This is a genomic window from Nonomuraea sp. WAC 01424, assembly GCF_003947315.1.
GTDB lineage: Bacteria > Actinomycetota > Actinomycetes > Streptosporangiales > Streptosporangiaceae > Nonomuraea > Nonomuraea spiralis.
Window position 1 is genome coordinate 337,522 of record NZ_QHHZ01000011.1, and the last position, 20,822, is coordinate 358,343.

General features: G+C 71.1%; 21 protein-coding genes. 10 read left to right on the forward strand and 11 right to left on the reverse strand.

Annotation, left to right across the window (positions count from 1 at the left end):
• Nucleotides 1-74: 74 nt before the first annotated feature.
• On the reverse strand, nucleotides 75-974 hold the full coding sequence (murQ, locus tag DMB42_RS30035; RefSeq protein WP_125638860.1) for an N-acetylmuramic acid 6-phosphate etherase: 900 nt from the start codon (nucleotides 972-974) through the stop codon (nucleotides 75-77).
• Nucleotides 975-1,031: 57 nt separating this feature from the next.
• Between murQ and DMB42_RS30040 the strand changes: the two genes are divergently transcribed.
• A complete protein-coding gene (locus DMB42_RS30040; RefSeq protein WP_125638863.1) occupies nucleotides 1,032-2,144 on the forward strand; it encodes an exo-beta-N-acetylmuramidase NamZ domain-containing protein in 1,113 nt (370 codons plus the stop codon).
• Between the two features lie 2 nt (nucleotides 2,145-2,146).
• Here DMB42_RS30040 and DMB42_RS30045 read toward each other — a convergent pair whose 3' ends face one another.
• The 8 genes from DMB42_RS30045 to DMB42_RS30080 form a co-directional block, all read right to left on the reverse strand.
• Complete coding sequence (locus tag DMB42_RS30045) at nucleotides 2,147-3,004, reverse strand: GNAT family N-acetyltransferase (protein ID WP_125638866.1); 858 nt, start codon at nucleotides 3,002-3,004, stop codon at nucleotides 2,147-2,149.
• Nucleotides 3,004-4,014 carry an ABC transporter ATP-binding protein gene (locus tag DMB42_RS30050; protein WP_125638869.1) on the reverse strand — a complete coding sequence of 337 codons (1,011 nt, stop codon included), beginning with the start codon at nucleotides 4,012-4,014 and terminating at the stop codon, nucleotides 3,004-3,006. The genes DMB42_RS30045 and DMB42_RS30050 overlap by 1 nt, the downstream gene beginning before the upstream one ends.
• Nucleotides 4,011-4,997: an ABC transporter ATP-binding protein gene (locus tag DMB42_RS30055; protein WP_260478030.1), complete on the reverse strand. Its 987-nt coding sequence runs from the start codon at nucleotides 4,995-4,997 to the stop codon at nucleotides 4,011-4,013. The genes DMB42_RS30050 and DMB42_RS30055 overlap by 4 nt, the downstream gene beginning before the upstream one ends.
• 3 nt (nucleotides 4,998-5,000) lie before the next feature.
• Nucleotides 5,001-5,906 carry an ABC transporter permease gene (locus DMB42_RS30060; RefSeq protein WP_260478031.1) on the reverse strand — a complete coding sequence of 302 codons (906 nt, stop codon included), beginning with the start codon at nucleotides 5,904-5,906 and terminating at the stop codon, nucleotides 5,001-5,003.
• Nucleotides 5,903-6,910: an ABC transporter permease gene (locus DMB42_RS30065; RefSeq protein ID WP_125638871.1), complete on the reverse strand. Its 1,008-nt coding sequence runs from the start codon at nucleotides 6,908-6,910 to the stop codon at nucleotides 5,903-5,905. Before DMB42_RS30065 ends, DMB42_RS30060 begins: the two co-directional genes overlap by 4 nt.
• A 3-nt stretch (nucleotides 6,911-6,913) precedes the next feature.
• A complete protein-coding gene (locus tag DMB42_RS30070) occupies nucleotides 6,914-8,746 on the reverse strand; it encodes an ABC transporter substrate-binding protein (RefSeq protein ID WP_185844928.1) in 1,833 nt (610 codons plus the stop codon).
• Between the two features lie 170 nt (nucleotides 8,747-8,916).
• Nucleotides 8,917-9,882: a zinc-dependent alcohol dehydrogenase family protein gene (locus tag DMB42_RS30075; protein WP_125638874.1), complete on the reverse strand. Its 966-nt coding sequence runs from the start codon at nucleotides 9,880-9,882 to the stop codon at nucleotides 8,917-8,919.
• Nucleotides 9,882-11,075 (reverse strand): M20 family metallopeptidase, encoded by a 1,194-nt coding sequence (locus tag DMB42_RS30080; RefSeq protein WP_125638877.1) that lies wholly within the window; start codon nucleotides 11,073-11,075, stop codon nucleotides 9,882-9,884. Before DMB42_RS30080 ends, DMB42_RS30075 begins: the two co-directional genes overlap by 1 nt.
• Nucleotides 11,076-11,136: 61 nt before the next feature.
• Here DMB42_RS30080 and DMB42_RS30085 point away from each other — a divergent pair, with 61 nt between their 5' ends.
• The 5 genes from DMB42_RS30085 (at nucleotide 11,137) to DMB42_RS30100 (ending at nucleotide 15,902) form a co-directional block, all read left to right on the forward strand.
• Entirely contained in the window at nucleotides 11,137-11,916 is a 780-nt protein-coding gene (locus DMB42_RS30085; protein WP_125638880.1) for an HAD-IIA family hydrolase, read from the forward strand.
• Nucleotides 11,917-12,073: 157 nt separating this feature from the next.
• Complete coding sequence (locus DMB42_RS53480) at nucleotides 12,074-12,250, forward strand: hypothetical protein (protein ID WP_185844929.1); 177 nt, start codon at nucleotides 12,074-12,076, stop codon at nucleotides 12,248-12,250.
• Nucleotides 12,251-12,329: 79 nt separating this feature from the next.
• Complete coding sequence (locus DMB42_RS30090) at nucleotides 12,330-13,259, forward strand: acyl-ACP desaturase (RefSeq protein WP_125638883.1); 930 nt, start codon at nucleotides 12,330-12,332, stop codon at nucleotides 13,257-13,259.
• Between the two features lie 44 nt (nucleotides 13,260-13,303).
• Entirely contained in the window at nucleotides 13,304-15,271 is a 1,968-nt protein-coding gene (locus DMB42_RS30095; RefSeq protein ID WP_125638886.1) for an AarF/ABC1/UbiB kinase family protein, read from the forward strand.
• A gap of 97 nt (nucleotides 15,272-15,368) precedes the next feature.
• Nucleotides 15,369-15,902, forward strand: coding sequence for an NADPH-dependent FMN reductase (locus DMB42_RS30100; RefSeq protein ID WP_185844930.1), 534 nt, complete (start codon nucleotides 15,369-15,371; stop codon nucleotides 15,900-15,902).
• A gap of 27 nt (nucleotides 15,903-15,929) precedes the next feature.
• Here DMB42_RS30100 and arfB read toward each other — a convergent pair whose 3' ends face one another.
• A complete protein-coding gene (gene arfB / locus DMB42_RS30105; protein ID WP_125638892.1) occupies nucleotides 15,930-16,340 on the reverse strand; it encodes an alternative ribosome rescue aminoacyl-tRNA hydrolase ArfB in 411 nt (136 codons plus the stop codon).
• Nucleotides 16,341-16,484: 144 nt separating this feature from the next.
• Here arfB and DMB42_RS30110 point away from each other — a divergent pair, with 144 nt between their 5' ends.
• Complete coding sequence (locus tag DMB42_RS30110; protein ID WP_125638895.1) at nucleotides 16,485-17,264, forward strand: hypothetical protein; 780 nt, start codon at nucleotides 16,485-16,487, stop codon at nucleotides 17,262-17,264.
• A gap of 34 nt (nucleotides 17,265-17,298) precedes the next feature.
• Here DMB42_RS30110 and DMB42_RS30115 read toward each other — a convergent pair whose 3' ends face one another.
• Nucleotides 17,299-17,565 carry a helix-turn-helix transcriptional regulator gene (locus DMB42_RS30115; protein WP_125638898.1) on the reverse strand — a complete coding sequence of 89 codons (267 nt, stop codon included), beginning with the start codon at nucleotides 17,563-17,565 and terminating at the stop codon, nucleotides 17,299-17,301.
• Between the two features lie 160 nt (nucleotides 17,566-17,725).
• On the opposite strand from DMB42_RS30115, the gene DMB42_RS30120 reads away from it, so the two are divergent.
• The 3 genes from DMB42_RS30120 to DMB42_RS30130 all read left to right on the forward strand — a co-directional run bounded on the left by DMB42_RS30120 (nucleotide 17,726) and on the right by DMB42_RS30130 (nucleotide 20,815).
• Complete coding sequence (locus DMB42_RS30120) at nucleotides 17,726-18,547, forward strand: hypothetical protein (RefSeq protein ID WP_125638901.1); 822 nt, start codon at nucleotides 17,726-17,728, stop codon at nucleotides 18,545-18,547.
• Complete coding sequence (locus DMB42_RS30125; RefSeq protein ID WP_125638904.1) at nucleotides 18,544-19,134, forward strand: HAD family phosphatase; 591 nt, start codon at nucleotides 18,544-18,546, stop codon at nucleotides 19,132-19,134. Before DMB42_RS30120 ends, DMB42_RS30125 begins: the two co-directional genes overlap by 4 nt.
• Nucleotides 19,135-19,219: 85 nt before the next feature.
• Complete coding sequence (locus tag DMB42_RS30130; RefSeq protein WP_125638907.1) at nucleotides 19,220-20,815, forward strand: alkaline phosphatase; 1,596 nt, start codon at nucleotides 19,220-19,222, stop codon at nucleotides 20,813-20,815.
• Nucleotides 20,816-20,822 lie beyond the last annotated feature (7 nt).

The following is a 20,822-nucleotide window of genomic DNA, read 5'->3' on the forward strand; positions in this document are numbered from 1 at the left end:
TCGAGCCTCGGTCGAGCCTTGTACGGAGCCGGCCGTCAGCCGCTGTCCTCAGCCGCTGTCCTCAGCCGCTGTCGTCAGCCGCTGAGGGCGTCGCTGAGCCGCTCTCCGTGCGACTCCAGCAGCGCGCGTGCCGCGTCCGCGTCCAGCCCGTGCTGGATCATCACCACGGCCGTCTTCGCCTGCCCGCCGGCCGCCTCGAGCGCCGACTCGGCCGTCGTGGCGTCGGCCCCGGTGATCTCGCTCACCATACGCAGCGCGCGGGAGGCGAGCTTGCTGTTCATCGGCGACATCTCGATCATCCGGTTCCCGTAGGTCCGGCCCAGGCGGACCATGGAGATCGTCGAGATCATGTTGAGCACCAGCTTCTGCGCCGTGCCCGCCTTCAACCTGGTCGAGCCCGCCACCACCTCGGGCCCCACCACCACCTCGATGCCGTGCTCGGCGGCGGCCGACAGCGGCGCGCCCCGGTTGCACGACAGCGCCGCCGTAAGGGCCGGCCGCGCCGCGGCCTCGCCCAGCGCGCCCAGCACGAACGGGGCCCGCCCGCTGGCCGACACGCCCACCACCGAGTCGAGCGCGCCCACCTCCAGGTCCTTGATGGCCGCCGCGCCCGCCTCGGCGTCGTCCTCCGCGCCCTCGATGGACCGGGTCAGCGCCTCGGACCCGCCCGCGATGACGCCCTGGACCAGCGAGGGGTCGGTGCCGAACGTGGGCGGGCACTCGCTGGCGTCGAGCACGGCCAGCCGTCCCGAGGTGCCGGCGCCGACGTACAGCAGCCTGCCCCCCTCGGCCACGCGGGCCGCGATCGCGTCGATGGCCGCCGAGATGGCCGGGACGGCCGCGGCGATGGCCACGGGCACCTCGGCGTCGGCCTGGTTCATCAATCGGGCGACCTGCTCCGTCGGCAGCCGGTCGATCTGGCTGAAGCGGGGATCGCTCTGCTCGGTGGACAGCTCGGGTAGCGGATCAATCATGACGCTAATTTCCACCCTTTACTTCTCAGTTGTAAATATCTTTCAGAGAATGGATCCATGTCATACGTACGCACCGGAGCTGAACGGCTGGCCGCGGATCCCGCGCTGGCCGGAGGCGCCCGTCTCGGCCTGATCACCAACCCCACCGGAGTCCTGCCCGACCTGACCCCCACGCCCGACGCCCTGCTGGCCGCCGGCGTGCCGCTGACCGCGCTGTTCGGCCCCGAGCACGGCCTGCGCGGCACCGCCCAGGCGGGATCGAGCGAACACGACGCCGTGGACCCCAGGACGGGACTGCCGGTCCACGACACCCACGAGCTGTCGGGCGAGGACCTCGACCGCGTGGTGGCCGCCTCCGGCGTGGACACGCTGGTCTTCGACATCGCCGACGTGGGGACCCGCTTCTACACCTTCGTGTGGACCATGTACGACCTGCTGGCCTCGGCCTCCCGGCTGGGCCTGCGGTTCGTGGTGCTGGACCGGCCCAACCCCCTGGGCGGGACCGTCGAGGAGGGGCCGCCGCTGGACCCGGCGTTCGCCAGCTTCGTGGGCCGCTTCCCGCTGCCCGTACGCCACGGCAGGACCGCGGGGGAACTGGCGGAGCTGTTCGGCTTCGACGCCGACCTGCGGGTGGTCACGATGGAGGGCTGGCGGCGGGACATGACGTGGGCCGCGACCGGCCTGCCCTGGGTGATGCCCTCGGTCAACATGCCCACCCCGGACACCGCGCTGGTCTACCCGGGCACCGGGCTGTTCGAGGGCACCAACTTCTCCGAGGGGCGCGGCACCACCCGGCCGTTCGAGCTGGTGGGGGCGCCGTACGCGGACGAACGCTACGCGGTCACCCTGAACGGGATGAACCTGCCGGGGGTGCGGTTCAGGGACACCTGGTTCACCCCGACCTTCCACAAACACGCGGGCGTCCCCGTACGCGGGGTGCAGGTGCACGTGCACGACCCGGTGGCCTTCCGGCCGGTGCTGACCGGGTTGTCGATGTTGCACGCGGCCCGGGTCCTCTATCCGGACGACCTGGTCTGGACGGGCGACGACCTGTTCCTCGACCTGCTGTGGGGCTCCGACACGCTCACGCGCTGCCTGGAGGCCGGGGACGACCCGCGTGAGCTGTGCCCGCCGCCCGGCCGTCCCGAAGGACATCTGCTCTACAGCTGACATCAGGCCAGATCGCGCCGGTAGAGCCAGAAGACGCGTTCGGCTCGCGCGCCCACGGCGCGCGAGTAGAACCGCAACGGCCCCACCCATCCGATCTGGGCGCTCGCCTGGCCGCCCGCCCGCTGGTCGGCCAGGCAGCGGCGCAGCAGCACCCCGCCCAGGCCGAGGCCGCGGGCGTCGGGGGCGGTGCCCATGGGGCCGAACCACGACGGCCGCGCCCCCCAGGCGGCGAAGGCCAGCACGCGCCCGTCGCGCTCGGCGTAGTGCAGCCCGGTCGCGTTGAGCGCCTCCCAGGCCCACCGCTCGTTCCAGTGCTCCTCGACGAACGCGGCCACGGCCGAGCGGTCGGCCTCGGCCTTCCTGACCGCGACCCCCGCCCGCTCCAGCCGCAGCAGGTCGTCCTCGACCGACAGGTCGGCCGACGACAGGTCGGCGGTCATGTTCCAGGCGACCTGGTAACGCTCGTAGCCGAGGCTCTCGGCCAGGCAGGCGGCGGCGGTGTAGCGCACGTCGATGCCGGGCCAGGCGTAACAGGGCGGGTTCCCGGCGAAGCGGGCCTGCCGGGCACCGTGTCCGCGCAGCCAGTCCTCGGCGGCCCGTACCAGCGCGCGCCCGTGCCCGCGGCCCTGGGCCGAGGGACGCACGGCCAGCAGGTCGATGTGCCCGGCCTCGGGGTCCTTCGACGACAGGGACGTCAGCACGACCCCGCCGTCGGTGGCCAGCGCCGTCCAGCGGCGGTCGGTGGGCGGCTCGGCCAGGCGCCGGACCAGGTCGGGGGCCTCGGGTGCGTCCAGCGTCAGCGCGGCGGCGGCCTCCAGGCCCGCCTCGGCCAGGTCCGCGCCGCGCACGGTGGGCGACATCACACCTCGCTCATCGGGCGCGCGATGACGTTGCGCCGCTCGGGGTAGAAGCACGCGTGCTCCTGCGGCACGCCTTCCGTGAGCTGCAGCAGCGGCCGCTCGCCCGTGCACCGCTCGCCGCGGAAGGGGCAGCGGCGGGCGAACAGGCAGCCCTCGTCGGACTTGCTCTCGTCCAGCGACTCCAGCGGCGTCACCGGCTGCTCGCCGGGCTCCTCCAGGCCGTGCAGGACGGGGATGGCCGACAACAGCGACTGCGTGTACGGGTGCACCGGGTCGGCGATGACCGTGTCCACCGGGCCGCGCTCGACGACCTGGCCGCGGTAGATGACGTACAGCTCGCCGTCGTCGCCGATGTAGCGGGCGGTGGCCACGTCGTGCGTGATGAACAGCACGCTCACGCCGAGCCGCTCGCGCAGGTCCTTCAGCAGCGCCAGGATGCCCAGCCGGAGCGAGACGTCGATCATCGAGACGGCCTCGTCGGCGACCAGCATCTCCGGGTCGACGGTCAGCGCGCGGGCGATGACCACGCGCTGCCGCATGCCGCCCGACAGTTGGTGGGGGTAGCGCCCCAGCACCGAGCCCGGGTCCAGGCCCACCATCGACAGCACCTCGGCGGCCCGCTCCTCGATCCACTCCTTCGACCGTCCGGTCTGCCCGGCCCGCAGGCTGAGCGGCGCGTACAGCGTCTGGTGGATGGTCCGGGTCGGGTTCAGGGCCGAGTACGGGTCCTGGTGGATCATCTGGATCTTGCGGAAGTACGGCTGGCGCTTCTTCTGCTTGATCCCCGACATGGGCACGTCGCCGATGACGATCTCGCCCTCGTCGTAGGTCTCCAGCCCGGCGATGATCCGGCCCAGCGTGGTCTTGCCGCAGCCGGACTCGCCGATGAAGGAGGCCGCGCCGCCCTTGGGGATGGCGAAGTCCACCCCGCGCAGCGCCCGGACCTCCCGCCCGGCGAGGACGTTGCCGCGCTGCTTGTACGTCTTGACGATGCCGGTCCCGGTGATCACGCGTGCTCCTTCACGGTCACGGCGTGGCAGGCCACGACCCTCGATCCATGCGCCACGGCCTGCGGGTCGACGGTGTCGCACACGTCCATGCGCAGCGCGCAGCGCTCCCTGAACACGCAGCCCTCCTTCGGCACCGTGGCCAGCGTCGGCGGCCGGCCGGGCAGCGCCTGGGCCTCGGCGATGTCGCCCACGAGGCGCGGGATGGCCCTGATCAGGCCCTTGGTGTAGGGGTGGGTGGGGGAGCCGAGCACCTCGCGGGTGGGGCCCTGCTCGACCAGGCGGCCGCCGTACATGACGACCAGGCGGTCGGCGACCTCGGCCACGACGCCGATGTCGTGCGTGATGACCAGCGTGGTCAGGCCGCGCTCGGCGTGCACCTCGCGGATGATCTTCAGGATGTTCGCCTGGGTGATCATGTCCAGCGCGGTCGTCGGCTCGTCGAGCACCACCAGGTGGGCGTTGAGCACCAGAGCCAGCATGATGCCGACCCGCTGCCGCATGCCGCCCGACAGCTCGTGCTGGTGCGAGTCGAGCACGCGCGCGCCGTCCAGGCCCATGCGGCCGAGCAGTTCCTTGGCCTCGCGGACCAGGCCGCGCAGGTCCTCGACGCCGTGCGAACGGCCCAGGTCGAGGAGCTGCTTGCCGACCGTCTTGAGCGGGTTGAGCGAGTTCTGGGCCGCCTGGAAGACGTACCCGATGTGCCGGCCGCGGGCCTTGCGCAGCTCCTCGCCGGCGAAACCGGTCACGTCGCCGAGGCCGTCGATCTCGACGCTGCCCGCTGCGATCCGGCCCGGGGGCTGGACCGCGTTGAGCAGCGACAACGCCAGCGTGGACTTGCCCGAGCCGGACTCGCCGACGATGCCGGTGATCGTGCCGGGCTCCAGCGTCAGCGTGACGTCCCGGACGGCGGGCAGTTCGCCCGCGGGGGTCTTGTAGACGACCGTCAGGCCGTCGATGCGCACTCCCGGCGCTTGTTCGGCCACTTGTTACTCCTCGCGCAGCCGGGGGTTGAAGATCTCGTCCATGGCGTCCACCACGAGCACGATGCCGAGCGTCAGCAGCAGGATCGCCAGCAGGGGGGCCAGCAGGTAGCCGAGCGCGTTCGGCGTGATCATGGCGCCCGCCTGGAACACGGCGAGGTTGAGCATCACACCCCAGTTGTCCGACTCGTACGGCAGCACGCCCAGGAAGAACAGGCCCACCTGCGAGTAGACCGCGCCGGTGACCGCGATGAGCATGTTCATCGCGATGTAGGGCGCCATGCTCGGCAGCAGTTCCCTGCCGATGATGTGCGTGGTGGACAGCCCGAGCCCGCGCGCCGCCTCGATGAAGCCGCGCTCGCGCAGCGACAGCGTCTGCGAGCGCACCGCCCGCGCCACGCCGCCCCAGCCGAGCAGGCCGAGCACCAGCCCCATCTGGATGGGGTTGCCGAACTTCCAGACCGTGGCCAGCACCAGCAGCACCGGCAGGCCGGGGATGGTGAGCTTCATGTCGGTCAGCCGCATGAGCACGGTGTCCCAGCGGCCCCGCTTGAAGCCCGAGAACAGGCCGATGGCGGTGCCGGCGACGACCGTGATGATCGCGGTGACCAGGGCGGTGAGCAGGACGTAACGCGAGCCCTTGATCACCAGCGCGGTCACGTCCCGGCCCTGGGGGTCGGTGCCGAACCAGTGGTCCCAGCTCGGCGGCTGGGTGATCGCGCTCGCGTTGCCCGGCAGGTGCTCGGGCAGCAACAGCGGGCCGACCACGGCCATGACGATGAAGCCGGCGATGATGACGACCCCGGCCATGCGGCTGGGCTTGCGCTTCATCACCCGCCACACGCCGTTCCAGAAGTTGCGGCGCATGGCCGACGCGGCCGGCGCCGCCTCCGGGATGAGCGTGGCGCTCACGAGCCCTCCTCTCCGCTGCGCACCCGCGGGTCGATGACCGTGTAGAACAGGTCCGCCACGATGTTGGCGATGATCGTGCCGACGGTGATCAGCAGGAACGCCCCGCCCATCAGGCCGTAGTCGCGGTCCTGCACGCCGCTGATCAGCAGCCAGCCGAGCCCCGGGTAGTTGAAGATCTTCTCGATGAAGACCGCGCCGCCCAGCAGCAGGCCGAGCGAGAGCGCGAGCATGGTGAACAGCGGCAGGATCGCGTTGCGCGCGATGTAGCGGAACACGATCGAGCGCTTCATGCCGCGCAGCTCGGCGGCCAGGATGAAGTCGTCGCCGAGCACGGTGACCACGCTCGACTTCATCGCCAGGATCCAGCCGCCGTAGGCCGACAACGCGTACGTGACGACCGGCAGCACCGCGTGCTCGACCAGCGAGCCGATGTAGCCGGCGTTGAAGCCGGGCTCGAACAGGATGTCCACCGAGCCGTCGGCCGGCAGGATCGGGATGAGCGTCGCGAAGATCACCACGAGCAGCATCGCCAGCACGTACTGCGGGATGCCGTGCAGCAGCGAACCGGAGATGGCCAGGGCGTCGCCCAGCTTGCCGGTGCGCTTGATGGCCGCGTACACGCCGAGGATGATCCCGACGAGGAAGCTCAGCAGCGTGCCGGCCAGCACCGGTAGAACGGTCCACTTGGCCGCGTCGGTGAGCACGTCGAGCACCGGGGTGCCGGGCCGGCTGACCGACATGCCGAGGTCGAGGTGGAGCAGCCCGGTCATGTAGTCGGTGTACTGCTGCCACAGTGTGCCGTCGGGCAGGAAGCCGTACAGGACCTTCACGGCCTGCGCGGCGGCCTCGGGCGACATGCCCTGCTCGACCAGCTTCTCGTAGCGGGCGGCCATCGGGTCGCCGGGGATGTTGTTGATGATGAAGAAGCTGATCGTCGCGACTACGAGGATCATGACGAACCCGCGGGCCAGGTGGCCCGCGAGTCGTCGTGCGATGAGCGCCATGAACTACGACTTCGCCTTGATCATGCCGAGCTGGATCCAGACGCCCGAGGGCAGGACGCCGGCGCCCATGCGCAGGATCTCGTCGTCGTGCGGCCAGCCGGTGAAGCGGCTGTTGTTGACGAACTGGGTGTTGACGTAGTCCCAGAGCTGGATGACCGGGAGGTCCTGGTTCGCCGCTTTGGCGAGCTGGGCCATGATCGGCTTGGCCTCCTCCTCGGTGGCCGAGTTCAGCTTGCCGGTCAGCTCACCGGGGTTGATCTTGGTCCCGTCGACCTCGATCTCCTCGGGGCCGCCCATCCAGTTGCCGGCCTTGCCGGGCTCGGAGTGCTTGACCTTGCCGGCGACGTTGGTCCAGCCGTTGGAGGCGCCGTAGAGGCGCTGGTAGATGTCGTACGGCGCGGGGCCGAGCGCCATCAGCCAGAAGCCCGCGTCGTACTTGCCGGCCGCCAGTTCCTCCAGGTAGAGGGGGTAGTCGGCGGTCGTGACGACCTCGGCGTCCACGCCGGCCTTGATCAGCTGGCTCTTGATGTTCTCCTGGGCCGACAGCCAGTCGGAGAAGCCGGCGGGCGCGTGCATGGAGACCTTCCACGCCGAGCCGTCGGCCAGCGCCCACTTGCCGTCCTTCTTGGTGAGGCCGGCCTCCTTGAACTCCGCCTCGGCCTTGGCCGCGTCCGTCGCGTACGGGTCCAGCTTCGGCAGCGTGTCGGGGATCCAGGCCTGCGCGGCCTTCTGGTGGATGCCGGTGGTGGTGACCGCGGCCGTGCCGCCCTCGGGCGAGGCGACCTTGGTGACCTCCTCACGGTTGATCAGGTAGGCCAGGCCACGACGCACGTGCACGTTGTCGTACGGCTTCTTGGCCTGGTTGAAGGCCAGGCTGACCGCGACCGGCGAGTAGCCCTTGATGACCTCGTTGCCGGCGGCCGCCTTGATCCGGTTCATCACGTCCGTCGGGGCGGCGGTGAAACCGGCGTGGTCGAGCTTGCCCGCGGTGAGGTAGTTCCAGATCTGCTCGTTGCCGGTGTAGTTGAGGAACTTCACCTGCGCCGGAGCCACGTTCGCGGCGTTGTAGAAGTACTTGTTCTTGACCAGCAGTGCCTCGGACGGGTTGACCCGCTCCAGCACGAACGGGCCGGCCGAGGTGTCCTTCGGCGGGGCGAAGGTGAGCACCTTCTCGCCGAGGCCGGTGATCGTCTCACGCGCCTTGTCGGCGTCGGCGCCCTCGCCCCTGGAGCCCTTGAGCTGGTCCCAGAAGTCCGCGGGGAGCACGCTGCCCCACACGTGGGCGGGCAGGACGAACGTGTCGAGCACGCCGCGGGCGAACTTCGGGCTCGGGTTCGCCATGTCCTGGGTGATCTTCAGGGTGTGGTCGTCGACCACGGTCACGTCGGCCGCCGCGCCCGCCGCGCCCGGCGTGATCGAGAAGGCCGTGCTGCCCTGGGTGTAGGCGATGCCGATGGACATCTTGACGTCCTCGGCGGTGACGGGCTTGCCGTCGGACCACTTGGCGTTCGGCTGGAGCTTCAGGGTGATGGCCGAGTTGTCCGGCGCGATCTCCCAGCTCTCCGCGATGCCGGGGAGTGCCTGGTTGGGGTCCGTCAGGTGGTTCTTCACCCAGCCCAGCTTCATCGCCGTGTAGCCGGGGAAGGAGTTGCCCTTCGGGTTGTACGGGTTGGCCGGGGCCGTGGCCTCCAGGCCCGGCCTGTTGACGTCGATCGTGGTGAAGAGCCCGCCACCACCACCGCTCGAGGCGCCGGACTTGTTGTTAGTACCACCGCTGCACGCCGCTGTGGCGGTGGCGAGGCCCAGCAACGCCACTACCGCTGCCAGTCGCTTCATCTGCCGCTCCGGGGGATGTCGGACCTGTTGAGGATCTGTAGGGAATTGACCGGACCCTACGGTCGCCAGCAGGCAGCGTCAATAATCTCCAGATGTTGTGAGTGTAATGTAACTTTCCTTCATAGAGGTCCGGCGTGGCGCCAATCTCCATCGTGCGGCCGACGCCGGGCTCAGTCCATGACCAGCACAGCCGCGCCCCTGACGCGGTCCGCGGCCAGATCGGCCAGCGCCCGGCCGGCCGCATCCAGCGGGTAGATCTTTGTCGCCACCCGCGGCGGATGGGCCAGCGCCAGCTCCAGGTAGGCCCGCCCGTCGGCCCTGGTGTTGGCGGTCACGCTGCGCAGCGTGCGCTCCTGGAACAGGTGCCGCTCGTAGTTCAGCGGGGGCACGTCGGTCAGGTGGATGCCGGCGATCGCCAGCGTCCCGCCGCGGTCGAGCGCTTCGAGCGCGGGCGGCACCAGGTCGCCGACCGGCGCGAACAGGATGGCCGCGTCGAGCGGCTCGGGCGGCCGGTCGCCCGCCGAGGCCGCGCCCAGCTCCAGCGCCAGCTCCCTGGAGGCGGCCGACCTGGTCACGGCGTGCACGGTGGCGCCCCGCGCGATGGCCGCCTGCGCGGTCAGGTGGGCCGAGGAGCCGAAGCCGTAGATGCCGAGCCGTCCGCCGGGCGGCAGGTCACAGCGCGCCAGCGCCCGGTAGCCGATGATCCCCGCGCACAGCAGCGGCGCCAGCCGCTCTGCGGGCACGTCGCCGGGCAGCGGATAGACGTAGTCGGCGGGGGCCACGACGTACTCCGCGTAGCCCCCGTCGGCGTCCCAGCCCGTGTACGTGGAGTCCGGGCACAGGTTCTCCATGCCGCGCAGGCAGTAACGGCACCGGCCGCACGTCGAGCGCAGCCAGGCCACCCCCACCCGCTCGCCGGAGCCCTCGACCCGGCCCACCACCTGGTGCCCGGGGGTGGTCCGCGGCCGCCGCCGAGGCCGGTCGCCCTCGGCCAGGTGCAGGTCGGTCCGGCACACGCCGCACGCCTCCACCCGTACCAGCACCTCGCCGGGGCCGGGCTCCGGGACGTCCCGTTCGACCGGTACGAGCGGACCGGTCGCCATCGGTCCCGGCGTGTCCACCACCCAGGCGCGCATCACGACCCCGACAGGCGCCCGTGGGCGAGGGAGGCGTACAGGGCCGCGCCGTCCGGGAGCACGGAGTCGTCGAAGACCGCGTCCGGAGAATGGTTGTACGGCGCCGTGGCCGGGTCCCGGTCCGGCGGGCACGCCCCCAGGAACACGAACGCGCCCGGCACCTCCTCCAGCACGTACGAGAAGTCCTCCGACCCCATCACCGGCTGCGGCGCCACGAAGTAGCGGCCGGGGCCGAACAGCTCGTCGGCGGTCCGGGAGACGAACCCGGCCTCGTCCTGGTCGTTGACCGTCACCGGGTACCCCGTCCCGAACGACGTCTCCACCGTCAGCCCGTGCGCGGCCGCGATGCCCTCGACCACCTCCACCAGGCGCCGCTTGACCAGCACCCGGTGCTCCTTGCTGAACGTGCGCACGGTCGCCTCGAAGCGCGCCTCGTCGGGGATGACGTTGTCGGCCGAGCCGCCGTGGAAGGTGCCCACGGTGATCACCACGGGGTCGAACACGTCGAACGTCCTGGTCACCATCGTCTGCAGCGCCGTCACCATCTCGCACCCGGCCACGATCGGGTCCTTCGCGCGGTGGGGGCTCGACCCGTGGCCGCCGCTGCCCTTCACCGTCACGCAGAACACGTCGGCCGCCGCCATGAGCGGGCCGGGCCGCGAGGCGAACAGCCCCGGCGGCAGCATCGCCGAGACCACGTGCATCCCGTACGCCGCCACCGGCCGCGTCCCGGCCGCCGCGAGCACGCCCTCGCCGATCATGTGCTTGGCGCCCTCGTGGCCCTCCTCGCCCGGCTGGAACATGAAGATCACGTCACCGGCGAGCTCCGCGCGCCGCGCGCTGAGCAGCCGGGCCGCGCCGGCCAGCATGGCGGTGTGCAGGTCGTGGCCGCAGGCGTGCATCTGGCCGGGGGTCTGGGAGATGTAGGGCAGGTCGTTGCGCTCGGCCACGGGCAGGGCGTCCATGTCGCCGCGCAGCAGCACCGCGGGACCTGGCCGGCCGCCGCGCAACACCGCCGTGACCGAGCTGAGCGTCTTGCCGGTCGTGATCTCCAGGGGAAGCCCGTCCAGCGCCGCCAGCACCTTCTCCTGCGTCCGGGGCAGATGCAGGCCGAGCTCGGGGGTGGTGTGCAGGGAGTGGCGGAGCTGGATGAGCTCGTCCCGCATGTCCAGGGCGGATTCAGTGAACGACATGATGAATATTGTTCACGTGTGCGGCGAGAAGTCGACAAGGCACGCTCGATACCATGAACGGGTGACTCAGCGTAAGCGGATCGACTCCTGGTTGTCCGACATGGACGGCGTGCTCGTCCACGAGGGGCGGCCGATCCCCGGTGCGGACGAATTCATCAAACGGCTCAAGGAGTCCGACAAGAGGTTCCGGGTCCTGACCAACAACTCCATCTACACCCAGCGCGACCTGTCGGTGCGCCTGCCCGCCGCCGGGCTCGACGTGCCCGCCGCGTCCATCTGGACCTCCGCCCTGGCCACCGCCCAGTTCCTCGACGACCAGCGGCCCGGCGGCTCGGCGTACGTGATCGGCGAGGCCGGCCTGACCACGGCCCTGCACGAGGTCGGCTACATCCTCACCGACCTCGACCCCGACTACGTCGTGCTCGGCGAGACCCGCACCTACAGCTTCACCCAGATCACCCGCGCGATCCGGCTCATCGAGTCCGGCGCCCGCTTCATCGCCACCAACCCCGACCCGATCGGCCCCTCCACCGAGGGCTCGCTGCCGGCCTGCGGGGCCGTCGCCGCGATGATCACCAAGGCCACCGGCGTCGAGCCCTACTTCGTGGGCAAGCCCAACCCCCGCATGATGCGCAGCGCGCTCAACGCCATCGAGGGCCACAGCGAGACCACCGCCATGATCGGCGACCGGATGGACACCGACATCATCTCCGGCATGGAGGCCGGCCTGTTCACGATCCTGGTGCTGACCGGCGTCACCCAGCGCGACCAGATCGACCGTTTCCCCTACCGGCCGTCCCTGGTCGTCGACTCGGTCGCCGACCTCGTCGACCTCATCTGAGGCCCCCTGGGGTGACAACTCTCCTCCCAGGTCGCGAAGGATCGTGCGTACGGGATGAGAAAACCACTCCCGCGGTCCGCCGCCCGGTCGCGGGCCCCCGCCTGCCTGAGATCCTTGGTGGCGGACGGTGACTTACCGATGCTGAGGAGGGCGTGCAATGGGGGCGGACGCTGGGGCGGAGACAGCCGAGGAGCTGGCGACGTTGCGCGGCGAGGTGACCGAGGAGCTCAAGTTCGTCCGGGCGGCGCTGGCCGAGGAGTTCAACTCCGTACGGTCGGAGATCCTCGATCTCAACATCAAGCTGGACCGCTTGCTGCAACGTGTTGGCATTTAGGACATCAAGGCAGACTCCGCACCACATGTCCTTCGGGTAGCCTAACCTACGGTCCCGTAACCTGAAGGAGAAGATCTTTATGGCGATGTCTCAGACGGAACTGCTGCACGAGCTCGAGCCCGTGGTGGGCGTCGAGCTCGATCGCCACAACTCGATGGCCAAAGAGTGGTTCCCGCACGAGTACATCCCGTGGAGCGAAGGGCGTGACTTCGACGGCATCTACGGCGGCCAGGCGTGGCAGGAGGGCGACTCGAAGATCCCCGAGGCCGCCCGCGTCTCGCTCATCGTCAACCTGCTGACCGAGGACAACCTGCCCAGCTACCACCACGAGATCGCGACCACGTTCGGCCGCGACGGCGCGTGGGGCACCTGGGTCCACCGCTGGACCGCCGAGGAGGACCGCCACGGCACCGCCCTGCGCGACTACCTCACCGTCACCCGCGCGGTCGACCCGGTCGCGCTGGAGCGGGCCCGCATGTACCACATGGAGCAGGGCTTCACCACCGAGTACGGCACCATGCTCCAGCAGCTCGCCTACGTCTCCTTCCAGGAACTGGCCACCCGCATCTCCCACCGCAACACCGGCCGGGCCTCCGGCGACGAGGGCTGCGAGCGCCTGCTCGCCCGCCTCGCCGCCGACGAGAACCTGCACATGCTCTTCTACCGCAACCTGCTCAAGGCGGCCTTCGAGCTCGACCCCAACCAGACCATGCGCGCGGTGACCGAGGTCGTCACCACCTTCCAGATGCCCGGCACGGGCATGGACGGCTTCGCCCGCAAGGCCATGATCATCGCCAATGAGGGCATCTACGACCTGCGTCTCCACCTCGACGACGTGCTCATGCCCGTGCTGCGGCAGTGGGCGGTCTTCGACAAGACCGGGCTCGACGCCGAGGGCGAGGCCGCCCGCGAGGAGCTGTCGGCGTTCCTGGCCAAGACCGAGGTCACGGCCGCCCGGTTCGTCGAGCGCCGCGAGGAGCGCCGCGCCCGCGCCGCCGCCAGGGGCTGACGCCGGGGCCGCCGCCGTCCGCGGCCGTGGCATGATCCCTCCTCATGGAGTTCCTGGGCACGCTGTTCGTCTCGCTCGCCATCCTGGTGATGATCCTGCTGCTGGCGACGGCGGCCCAACGCCTGCTCGGGGTCAGGTTCGGCGCGTTACGCACCTTCCTGGCCGCGATGGTGGCCTGGGGCCTGGCCCAGCCGATGCTGACGCCGGTGATCGCCTCGTTCGGGCCGGTCGATCCGGAGACCACACCCGACGCGGGCGCGCTCGGGTTGCTGCTCCTGATCGCCATGTGCATGGTGCTCATCCCCATGGTGATCCTGGTGCTCGCCGAGGCGCTGGTGCCGCCGGGCTCGGTGCCAGGGCCGCTGGAGGTGCTGCGCTCGCTGCGCGGCCGGCTCCGCCGGGCCAGGCGCTACTCGCAGATCACCAGGATCGCGTTCAGGCACGGGCTCGGCCCCTACCTGCGGGGCCGCGGCGAGAGCCTGGAGGACAGGTCGGGCAAGGTGCGCCTGGCCCGGTCGCTGCGCGAGGCGCTCGACGACGGCGGCGTCACCTTCGTCAAGCTCGGCCAGGTGTTGTCCACCCGGCGTGACCTGCTGCCGGTCGAGTTCATCGACGAGCTGGGCCGGCTGCAGGACCATGTCGCCCCCGCGCCGTGGGAGCGCGTCGAGCCGGTGCTCGCCGCCGGGCTGGGCGGGCCGGTCGAGGAGGTGTTCGCCGCCTTCGACCGTACGCCGCTGGCCGCCGCCTCCATCGGCCAGGCCCACACGGCCCGCCTGCACACCGGCGAGAACGTCGTGGTCAAGGTGCGCCGGCCGGACATCGAGCGCGTCGTGGCCCAGGACCTCGACATCGTCCGCCGCCTGGCCGCCACGCTGGAGTCCAGGACCCGGTGGGGGCGTGCGCTGGGGCTGCGCGACCTGGCCGAGGGGTTCGCCACCGCCATCCGCGAGGAGCTGGACTTCCGGGTCGAGGCCGCCAACATGGCCGCCGTGGCCGCCTCGGGCAGCGGCGGGGTCACCTACCCCGAGCCGTTCCCCGCGCTCTGCTCCGAGCAGGTGCTGGTCATGCGGCGCCTGTCGGGCGGGCCGGTCACCGCGGCCACCCCCGAGCAGGGCCCGGCTCTTGCCCGCGACCTGCTCGACTGCCTGCTGCGGCAGATCCTCGTCGAGGGCGTCTTCCACGCCGACCCCCATCCGGGCAACCTCATGCTGCTCGACGACGGCACGCTCGGCCTGCTCGACTTCGGCTCCGTCGGACGCCTGGACGGCTCCGTACGCTCGGCCCTGCAACGCTTCCTGCTCGCGATGAACCGGCAGGACCCGCTCGGCGTCACCGACGCGCTGCTGGAGGTGGTGCCGCGGCCGGAGGAGATCGACGAGGCCGCGCTGGAGCGGGCGCTCGGCCAGTTCATGGCCAGGCACCTCGGGCCCGGCATGGACAGCGTGCAGATGTTCACCGACCTGTTCAAGATCGTCTCCGAGTACGGGCTCTCCATCCCGCCCGAGGTGGCCGCCGTCTTCCGGGCCCTTGCCACCCTGGAGGGCACGCTGGTACGCCTGTCGCCGGGCTTCAACCTGATCGGCGAGGCCCGCGCGTTCGCCGGCCGCTACCTGGCCGAGCGGGCCGGGCCCGAGTCCGTCAAGGAGGCCGTCGGCCAGGAGCTGGCCGCGCTGCTGCCGATGTTGCGCCGCCTGCCCCGCCGGGTCGAGCGCATCGCCAGCGCCGCCGAGCACGGCAGGTTCAGCCTGAACGTGCGGCTGCTGGCCGACGACCGCGACCGCCGCTACGTCACCGGGCTGGTCCACCAGGTGCTGCTCACGGTGCTCGGCGCCACGGCCGGGCTCATGGCCGTGCTGCTGCTCGGCATCGAGGGCGGGCCGATCGTGGTCGGCACCACGAGCCTGTACCAGCTCCTCGGCTACAACCTGCTGGTGATCGCCTCGATCATGGTGCTGCGGGTGCTCGCACTGATCTTCCGCCGCCCCCGTGACCAGGACCGCCACCGGGACTGAGGCGAAGTCAGGACGGCTCTTGACTCGGAGCTGGTCTTGGACATCCGAGGCATCGGGCACGTTTCCAGGTGACACCGGAACGCCTGGGGAGCAGTGGGTGAAAATCATCGGGATCGCCGCCAGTCTCCACGTGGGGTCATTCATCAACCGATTGCTGGACGCAGCGGGCGGCGAACTGCCGGAGGGCGTACGGTTCGAGATCTGGGCGGGGCTGGGGGATGTCCCGCCGTACCAGGCGGGCAAGGTGCCGGTGACGGCCAGGGAACTGCTCGGACTGGTCTCCGGGGCCGACGCGGTGTTGCTGACGGCGCCCGAGCACAGCCTGCTGCCGATGGAGCTGACGTACGCGCTGCAGTGGTTGTCGGCCGGTGACGTACTGGCCGGGAAGCATGTTGCGGTGATGAGCGCGAGCGCGCGGGCGTGCGGCGCGATGTGGGCGCAGGCGGAGCTCTACAAGCAGCTCCAGGGCGCCGACGTGGTCGTGATGGGCGCCGAGCTGGTCATCTCGCCGGCCTGCCCGCACTTCGACGACCACGGCCGGCTCATCGATGCCGAGCTGCGCGACCAGGTACGGGCCGTGATCGGGCAGCTCTGCCCGGCCGGGGCCATGGAGCCGGCGTTCTCCCTGTGAACGACGCGGCCCGGGCCCTGGGCGGGTTCAGTGAGGGTCGCGGCGCAGGCGCTTGACGTCGGAGCGGAGCTTCTTGCCCGCGATGCGGCGTTCGACGGAGCCGCGGCTCGGCTTGGTCGGACGGCGGTGCTTGGGCGGCGGCGCGACGGCCTCCCTGATGCGCTGGGCCAGCCGGTTACCGGCGGCCTCCCTGTTGCGCAGCTGGGAGCGGTACTCCGAGGCCACGACGGTGATCGTGGTGGTGCCGAGGCGGTCGAGCGCTCGGGCCTTGAGCGCGGGCGGGATCGCGGTGCTCGCGGCGACGTCGAAGATCAGCTCTACACGGCTGTCGGTGGTGTTGACACCCTGGCCGCCCGGACCTGAGGAGCGGGAGAACCGCCAGCCCAGCTCGGCGTCGGGGATGACGATCGAGTCGTTGACGACCAGCGGGCCAGTCATGGGTGAGGCTCCTGTTTCCTGATTGCGGCTTGTTTATATGAATGTCACCGTATATGAGCGACATATGCCGTTCGCAACGGCATTTTCAATGTCTGCCCTCACTGCGAATATGGAGAAGAACATTCCGCGGGAGGGGCACATTCCATGGACCCGAAGTGGGTCGCGCAGGCGGCGCTCACCGTAGGACTCGCCGTGATCTCCGCCGTCGTCTTCCTGCTGCTGAGGTGCCAGGGCAGGGGGCGGCCCTTCGGACCCGCGGGATGGCGGCTCGCGCTCACCGTCAGCCTGCTCACCGGGGGCCTGTCCGCCGGCGTCGCGCTGGCCGGCCACGCCCTGCTGGACGACGCCCTGGCCACCGTCCTGGGCGCGGTCGCGCCGAGCGGCCTGTGGCTCAGCCAGATGCGGGCCAAGCAGGACGAACGCCGCTCGCTGGGCCGGGAGGTGGCCACGTTCTGGCTGGTGTCTCTGCTGACCCGGCTCGACCAGGCGATGGCCGAGGACGAGCGCGTCTGGTGCGAGAAACGGGTGGACCCGTCCTGGAACGTCTACGAGCTGAGCCTGGCCGCGGCCCGCTACCACGAGCGCATCCGCGACCGCCTGTCCGCCGACGACCGGCGGCGCGAGCGCGTGCACGCCCGGCTGGACGCCGTCGAACGCAGGCTGGACGTGGCGGCGCTGATCGAGGACGGCGCCGCCCGCTCGCTGGTGGCCACGGCCCTCACCCTCTCACGCCACACCAGGACCCCGAGGTACGAGCGCTACCTCGGCAACCTCAACCGCCTGCACGGAGTGCTGCGGCACGACGCCGAGAACGACGTCCTGCGCCTGCTGGCCGCGGCCTACCGGGCCGGTTACCGCTCGCTGCCCGGGTACGTGCCGCCCTCGCGGGCCCGTGCCGGCGAACGTGCCATCCGGGCGCGCTGACCCGCCTCGGGCGAGGGCGGAGGATCCTCCGGCGTCAGGTGAGGGCGGAGGCAGATCCCTCGGCGTCGCCGAGCGTGAACGCCAGGCGGGCCCCCAGCGCGACCAGCGCCTCGCCGAGCGTGCGCAACGTGAGGTTCTCGTCGCCGGAGAGTATCTGGCTCACCCGGCCGGGCGACACGCCCAGCGACGTGGCCAGGTCGGCCCGGGTGATCTTGTGCTCCCGCATGTACCACGTGATCTCGTCGACGACCTCTTGGGCGAGACCGCCCACCTCTTCACGGGGGTTCCGGCGAAAGGCCATCTCGGTCTCGCTCTCGACGCTGTCGTTCCCTGTGCTCCTACTTTAGCTCTACCTAAACCTTTAGGCAAGACTAAACCCGGGCCTGCTCTTGACGGCCGGGGACGAGCGGCGTATTCCAATATCCGCGGAAGATCAAGCGGTCAGGGGTGGGGGAGGCGCAGTGACGGCCATCGTCGGCGTGCACGGGATCGGCAAGTACAACTACTACCTGGAGGCCGGGGGATCGGCCACCGGGGCCGCCGACGCCATGCGCCTCAAATGGGACCGCTACCTGGGCGCCGCGCTCGGCGGCGAGGCGGCGGCCTACTTCAGCGAGATCGCCTACTTCTCCCACCACCTGCGCGACGCCCGGCCGGGGGAGAGCGCGCCCCAGGCGGCGGCCCGGGTGGAGGCCGCCACGCAGCAGGTCCTCGTCGAATGGGCCAGGAACCTCGGCCTCGGCGAGCACGTCACCGGCGCGCTCAAGTCGTTCACCGGATGGCTGCTCGGCAAGCTCGACGGCAGGTCCGCGGCGTTCGCCAAGCTGTTCGCGCCGGAGGTGGCGCTCTACCTCACCGACCAGGAACGGCGCGAGAGGTGCCGGCGGGCCGTGGCCGACACGATCCGCAGGAACCGCCCCCGGGTGGTGATCGCCCACTCGCTCGGCAGCGTCGTCGCGTACGAGACCCTGTGGGCCAACCCCGACCTGCCCGTCGACCTGCTCCTGACGCTCGGCAGCCCGCTCGGCATGCGCAACGTCGTCTTCGAACGCCTCCTGCCCGCCCCCGTCAACGGCCGCGGCGAGCGTCCGAAGAACGTCGCCCGCTGGGTGAACATCGCCGACAAGGACGACATCGCCGCCATCCCGCCCGCCCTGCGCGCCAGCTTCACCGGCGTGGACGTCGAGGAGCTGGTCAACCTCGACTGGATCGACTTCCACACGGCCGAGAAATACCTAGGCTGCCCGGCGCTCGACCCGCATCTGCGACCATTCCTTGCATGACGTGGATTGTGTTCGACTACGGCGGTGTCCTGTCCCTGCCTCAGTCCGAGTCCGACGCCGAGGCCATGGCGCGGGCCGTCGGTGCCGAGCCGGAGACGTTCGCGCGCGGCTACTGGGAACATCGCCTGGAGTTCGACCGGGCGAGCCTGTCACCCGTCGACTACTGGGCGGCCGTGCTGGGCCGGCCCGTCACCCCGTCGGAGGTCGCTCGCCTCGTGGCGATGGACGTCGCGAGCTGGGCCTACCCCGACGAGGGCACGGTCGCCGTCCTCGGTGAGATCCTCGACGCCGGCGACGGTGCGGCGCTGCTGTCCAACATGCCCGTCTGCATGGCCGACGGCCTCGACGAGCTGCCCTGGATCGCCGCGATCGGCCACCGCTTCTACAGCGGCCGGATGGGCCTGGTCAAACCCGACCGGGAGATCTTCGACGCGGTCGCCCGCGAGCTGGCCGCCGACCCGTCCGAGATCGTCTTCATCGACGACCGCGCCGAGAACGTCGAGGGCGCCGAGCGCGCGGGCATGACCGGCGTGCTCTTCACCACCGCGGCCGCCCTCCGCAAGTCCCTGCGCGAGCTGCCCCGCTGACCTCCCGCCGGGACGACCGCCGCTGTTCACCCACGCTTGACTCCACTGTCACGACGGGGTCAGCGCGGGCGGACATACCTGGAGCGTGGACCGCAGAACGTTCCTGACAGCGGCGGCAGCCGGCCTCCTCGCGCCCCAAGCCGCCACCCCGTCCGCCATCACTTCGTCCGCTACCATCCTGTCCGCCGTCCGGCCCGCCGCGGCCCGGACTCTCAGATCCGACCCGTTCACGCTCGGCGTGGCCTCCGGCGACCCCGCCGCCGACGGGTTCGTCCTGTGGACCCGGCTGGCCGTCGAACCGCTCAGCGGCGACGGCCGCGGCCGCATGCCCGCGCGCGACGTCGAGGTCGACTGGCAGGTCGCCACCGACGAACGTTTCTCCTCGGTCGTACGGTCCGGCACCGCCACCACCCGGTCGCGGGACGCCCACAGCGTGCACGTCGAGCTGAACGGGCTGGAGCCCGGCCGCGACTACTTCTACCGGTTCAGGAGCGAGGGCAGGCTCTCGCCCGTCGCGCGTACCAGGACGACGCCGGCGGGGGAGCGGCCGCTCACCTTCGCCGTGGCCGCCTGCGCCCACTACGAGCACGGCTACTACACCGCCTACCGCCGCCTGGCCGAACAGGAACCCGACCTGGTGGTCTTCCTCGGCGACTACATGTACGAGTACGGCCCCAGCGGCTACACCGCGCTGGCCGGCCGGGTGCGTACGCACACGCCGGGCAAGTGCGCCACGCTCGCCGACTACCGGCTGCGGCACGCGCAGTACAAGAGCGACCACGACCTCCAGGCCGCGCACGCGGTCGCGCCCTGGCTGGTGGCCTTCGACGACCACGAGATCGAGAACAACTGGGCCGGCCCCGTCTCCAGCACCGGCGCACCCGGCTTCGCCCGGCGCCGCGCCGACGCCTTCCGCGCCTACTACGAGAACATGCCGCTGCGCCGCGCCAGCCTCCAGGGCGCGGTGCTGCGTATCAACCGGCGCATCTCCTGGGGCACCCTGGCCCGCTTCCACCTCCTGGACACCCGCCAGTTCCGCGACGACCAGGCGTGCCTGGACGGGGTGCGGGCCGGATGCGACGAACGGCTGTCCGACCGGCGCACGCTGCTCGGGTCCGGCCAGTGGCGCTGGCTGGAGGAGGGACTGAGCGGCTCGGACACCCGCTGGAACCTGCTGGGCCAGCAGATCCTCATGGCACAGCGCGACTACAAGATCGGGCCGGGCCGCGAGGTGAACCTGGACTCCTGGGACGGCTACGCCGCCGAGCGCACCCGCCTGCTCGGGTCGCTGTCCACCACCTCGAACCCGGTGGTGCTGACCGGGGACGCCCACATGCACCACCTGGCCGACCTCAAGGCCGACTTCGACGACCCGGACTCGCCGGTGGTGGCGAGGGAACTGGTGACGTCGTCCATCGCGAGCGACGGCGACGGGTACCGGGACCGGACGTGGATCGCCGAGGCCCTCCAGGAGAACCCGCACATCTCCTTCATCGACCAGCGGCGCGGGTACCTGATGGCCCGGCTGACCAGGGACGAGCTGTCGGTGGACTTCCGGACGCTCGACTACATCTCCCGCCGCGGCGCCCCGGCCCGCACCGCCCACCGCATCACCGTCCCGGCCGACCCCGACCGCTCGGCCGCCGCCCGCGCCGCCGCCCGCCCGCCCGCCGTTGGCTGAACGTTCG

What these genes read in the sequence shown, in the direction of transcription:
- DMB42_RS30080 (WP_125638877.1), bottom strand. Translation starts at nt 11,075, where the DNA reads ATGTCGTTCACTGAATCCGCCCTGGACATGCGGGACGAGCTCATCCAG.
- DMB42_RS30115 (WP_125638898.1), bottom strand. Translation starts at nt 17,565, where the DNA reads ATGGCCTTTCGCCGGAACCCCCGTGAAGAGGTGGGCGGTCTCGCCCAA.
- murQ (WP_125638860.1), bottom strand. Translation starts at nt 974, where the DNA reads ATGATTGATCCGCTACCCGAGCTGTCCACCGAGCAGAGCGATCCCCGC.
- DMB42_RS30125 (WP_125638904.1), top strand. Translation starts at nt 18,544, where the DNA reads ATGACGTGGATTGTGTTCGACTACGGCGGTGTCCTGTCCCTGCCTCAG.
- arfB (WP_125638892.1), bottom strand. Translation starts at nt 16,340, where the DNA reads ATGACTGGCCCGCTGGTCGTCAACGACTCGATCGTCATCCCCGACGCC.
- DMB42_RS30040 (WP_125638863.1), top strand. Translation starts at nt 1,032, where the DNA reads ATGTCATACGTACGCACCGGAGCTGAACGGCTGGCCGCGGATCCCGCG.
- DMB42_RS30110 (WP_125638895.1), top strand. Translation starts at nt 16,485, where the DNA reads ATGGACCCGAAGTGGGTCGCGCAGGCGGCGCTCACCGTAGGACTCGCC.
- DMB42_RS30075 (WP_125638874.1), bottom strand. Translation starts at nt 9,882, where the DNA reads ATGCGCGCCTGGGTGGTGGACACGCCGGGACCGATGGCGACCGGTCCG.
- DMB42_RS30095 (WP_125638886.1), top strand. Translation starts at nt 13,304, where the DNA reads ATGGAGTTCCTGGGCACGCTGTTCGTCTCGCTCGCCATCCTGGTGATG.
- DMB42_RS30090 (WP_125638883.1), top strand. Translation starts at nt 12,330, where the DNA reads ATGGCGATGTCTCAGACGGAACTGCTGCACGAGCTCGAGCCCGTGGTG.
- DMB42_RS53480 (WP_185844929.1), top strand. Translation starts at nt 12,074, where the DNA reads ATGGGGGCGGACGCTGGGGCGGAGACAGCCGAGGAGCTGGCGACGTTG.
- DMB42_RS30065 (WP_125638871.1), bottom strand. Translation starts at nt 6,910, where the DNA reads ATGGCGCTCATCGCACGACGACTCGCGGGCCACCTGGCCCGCGGGTTC.
- DMB42_RS30045 (WP_125638866.1), bottom strand. Translation starts at nt 3,004, where the DNA reads ATGTCGCCCACCGTGCGCGGCGCGGACCTGGCCGAGGCGGGCCTGGAG.
- DMB42_RS30070 (WP_185844928.1), bottom strand. Translation starts at nt 8,746, where the DNA reads ATGAAGCGACTGGCAGCGGTAGTGGCGTTGCTGGGCCTCGCCACCGCC.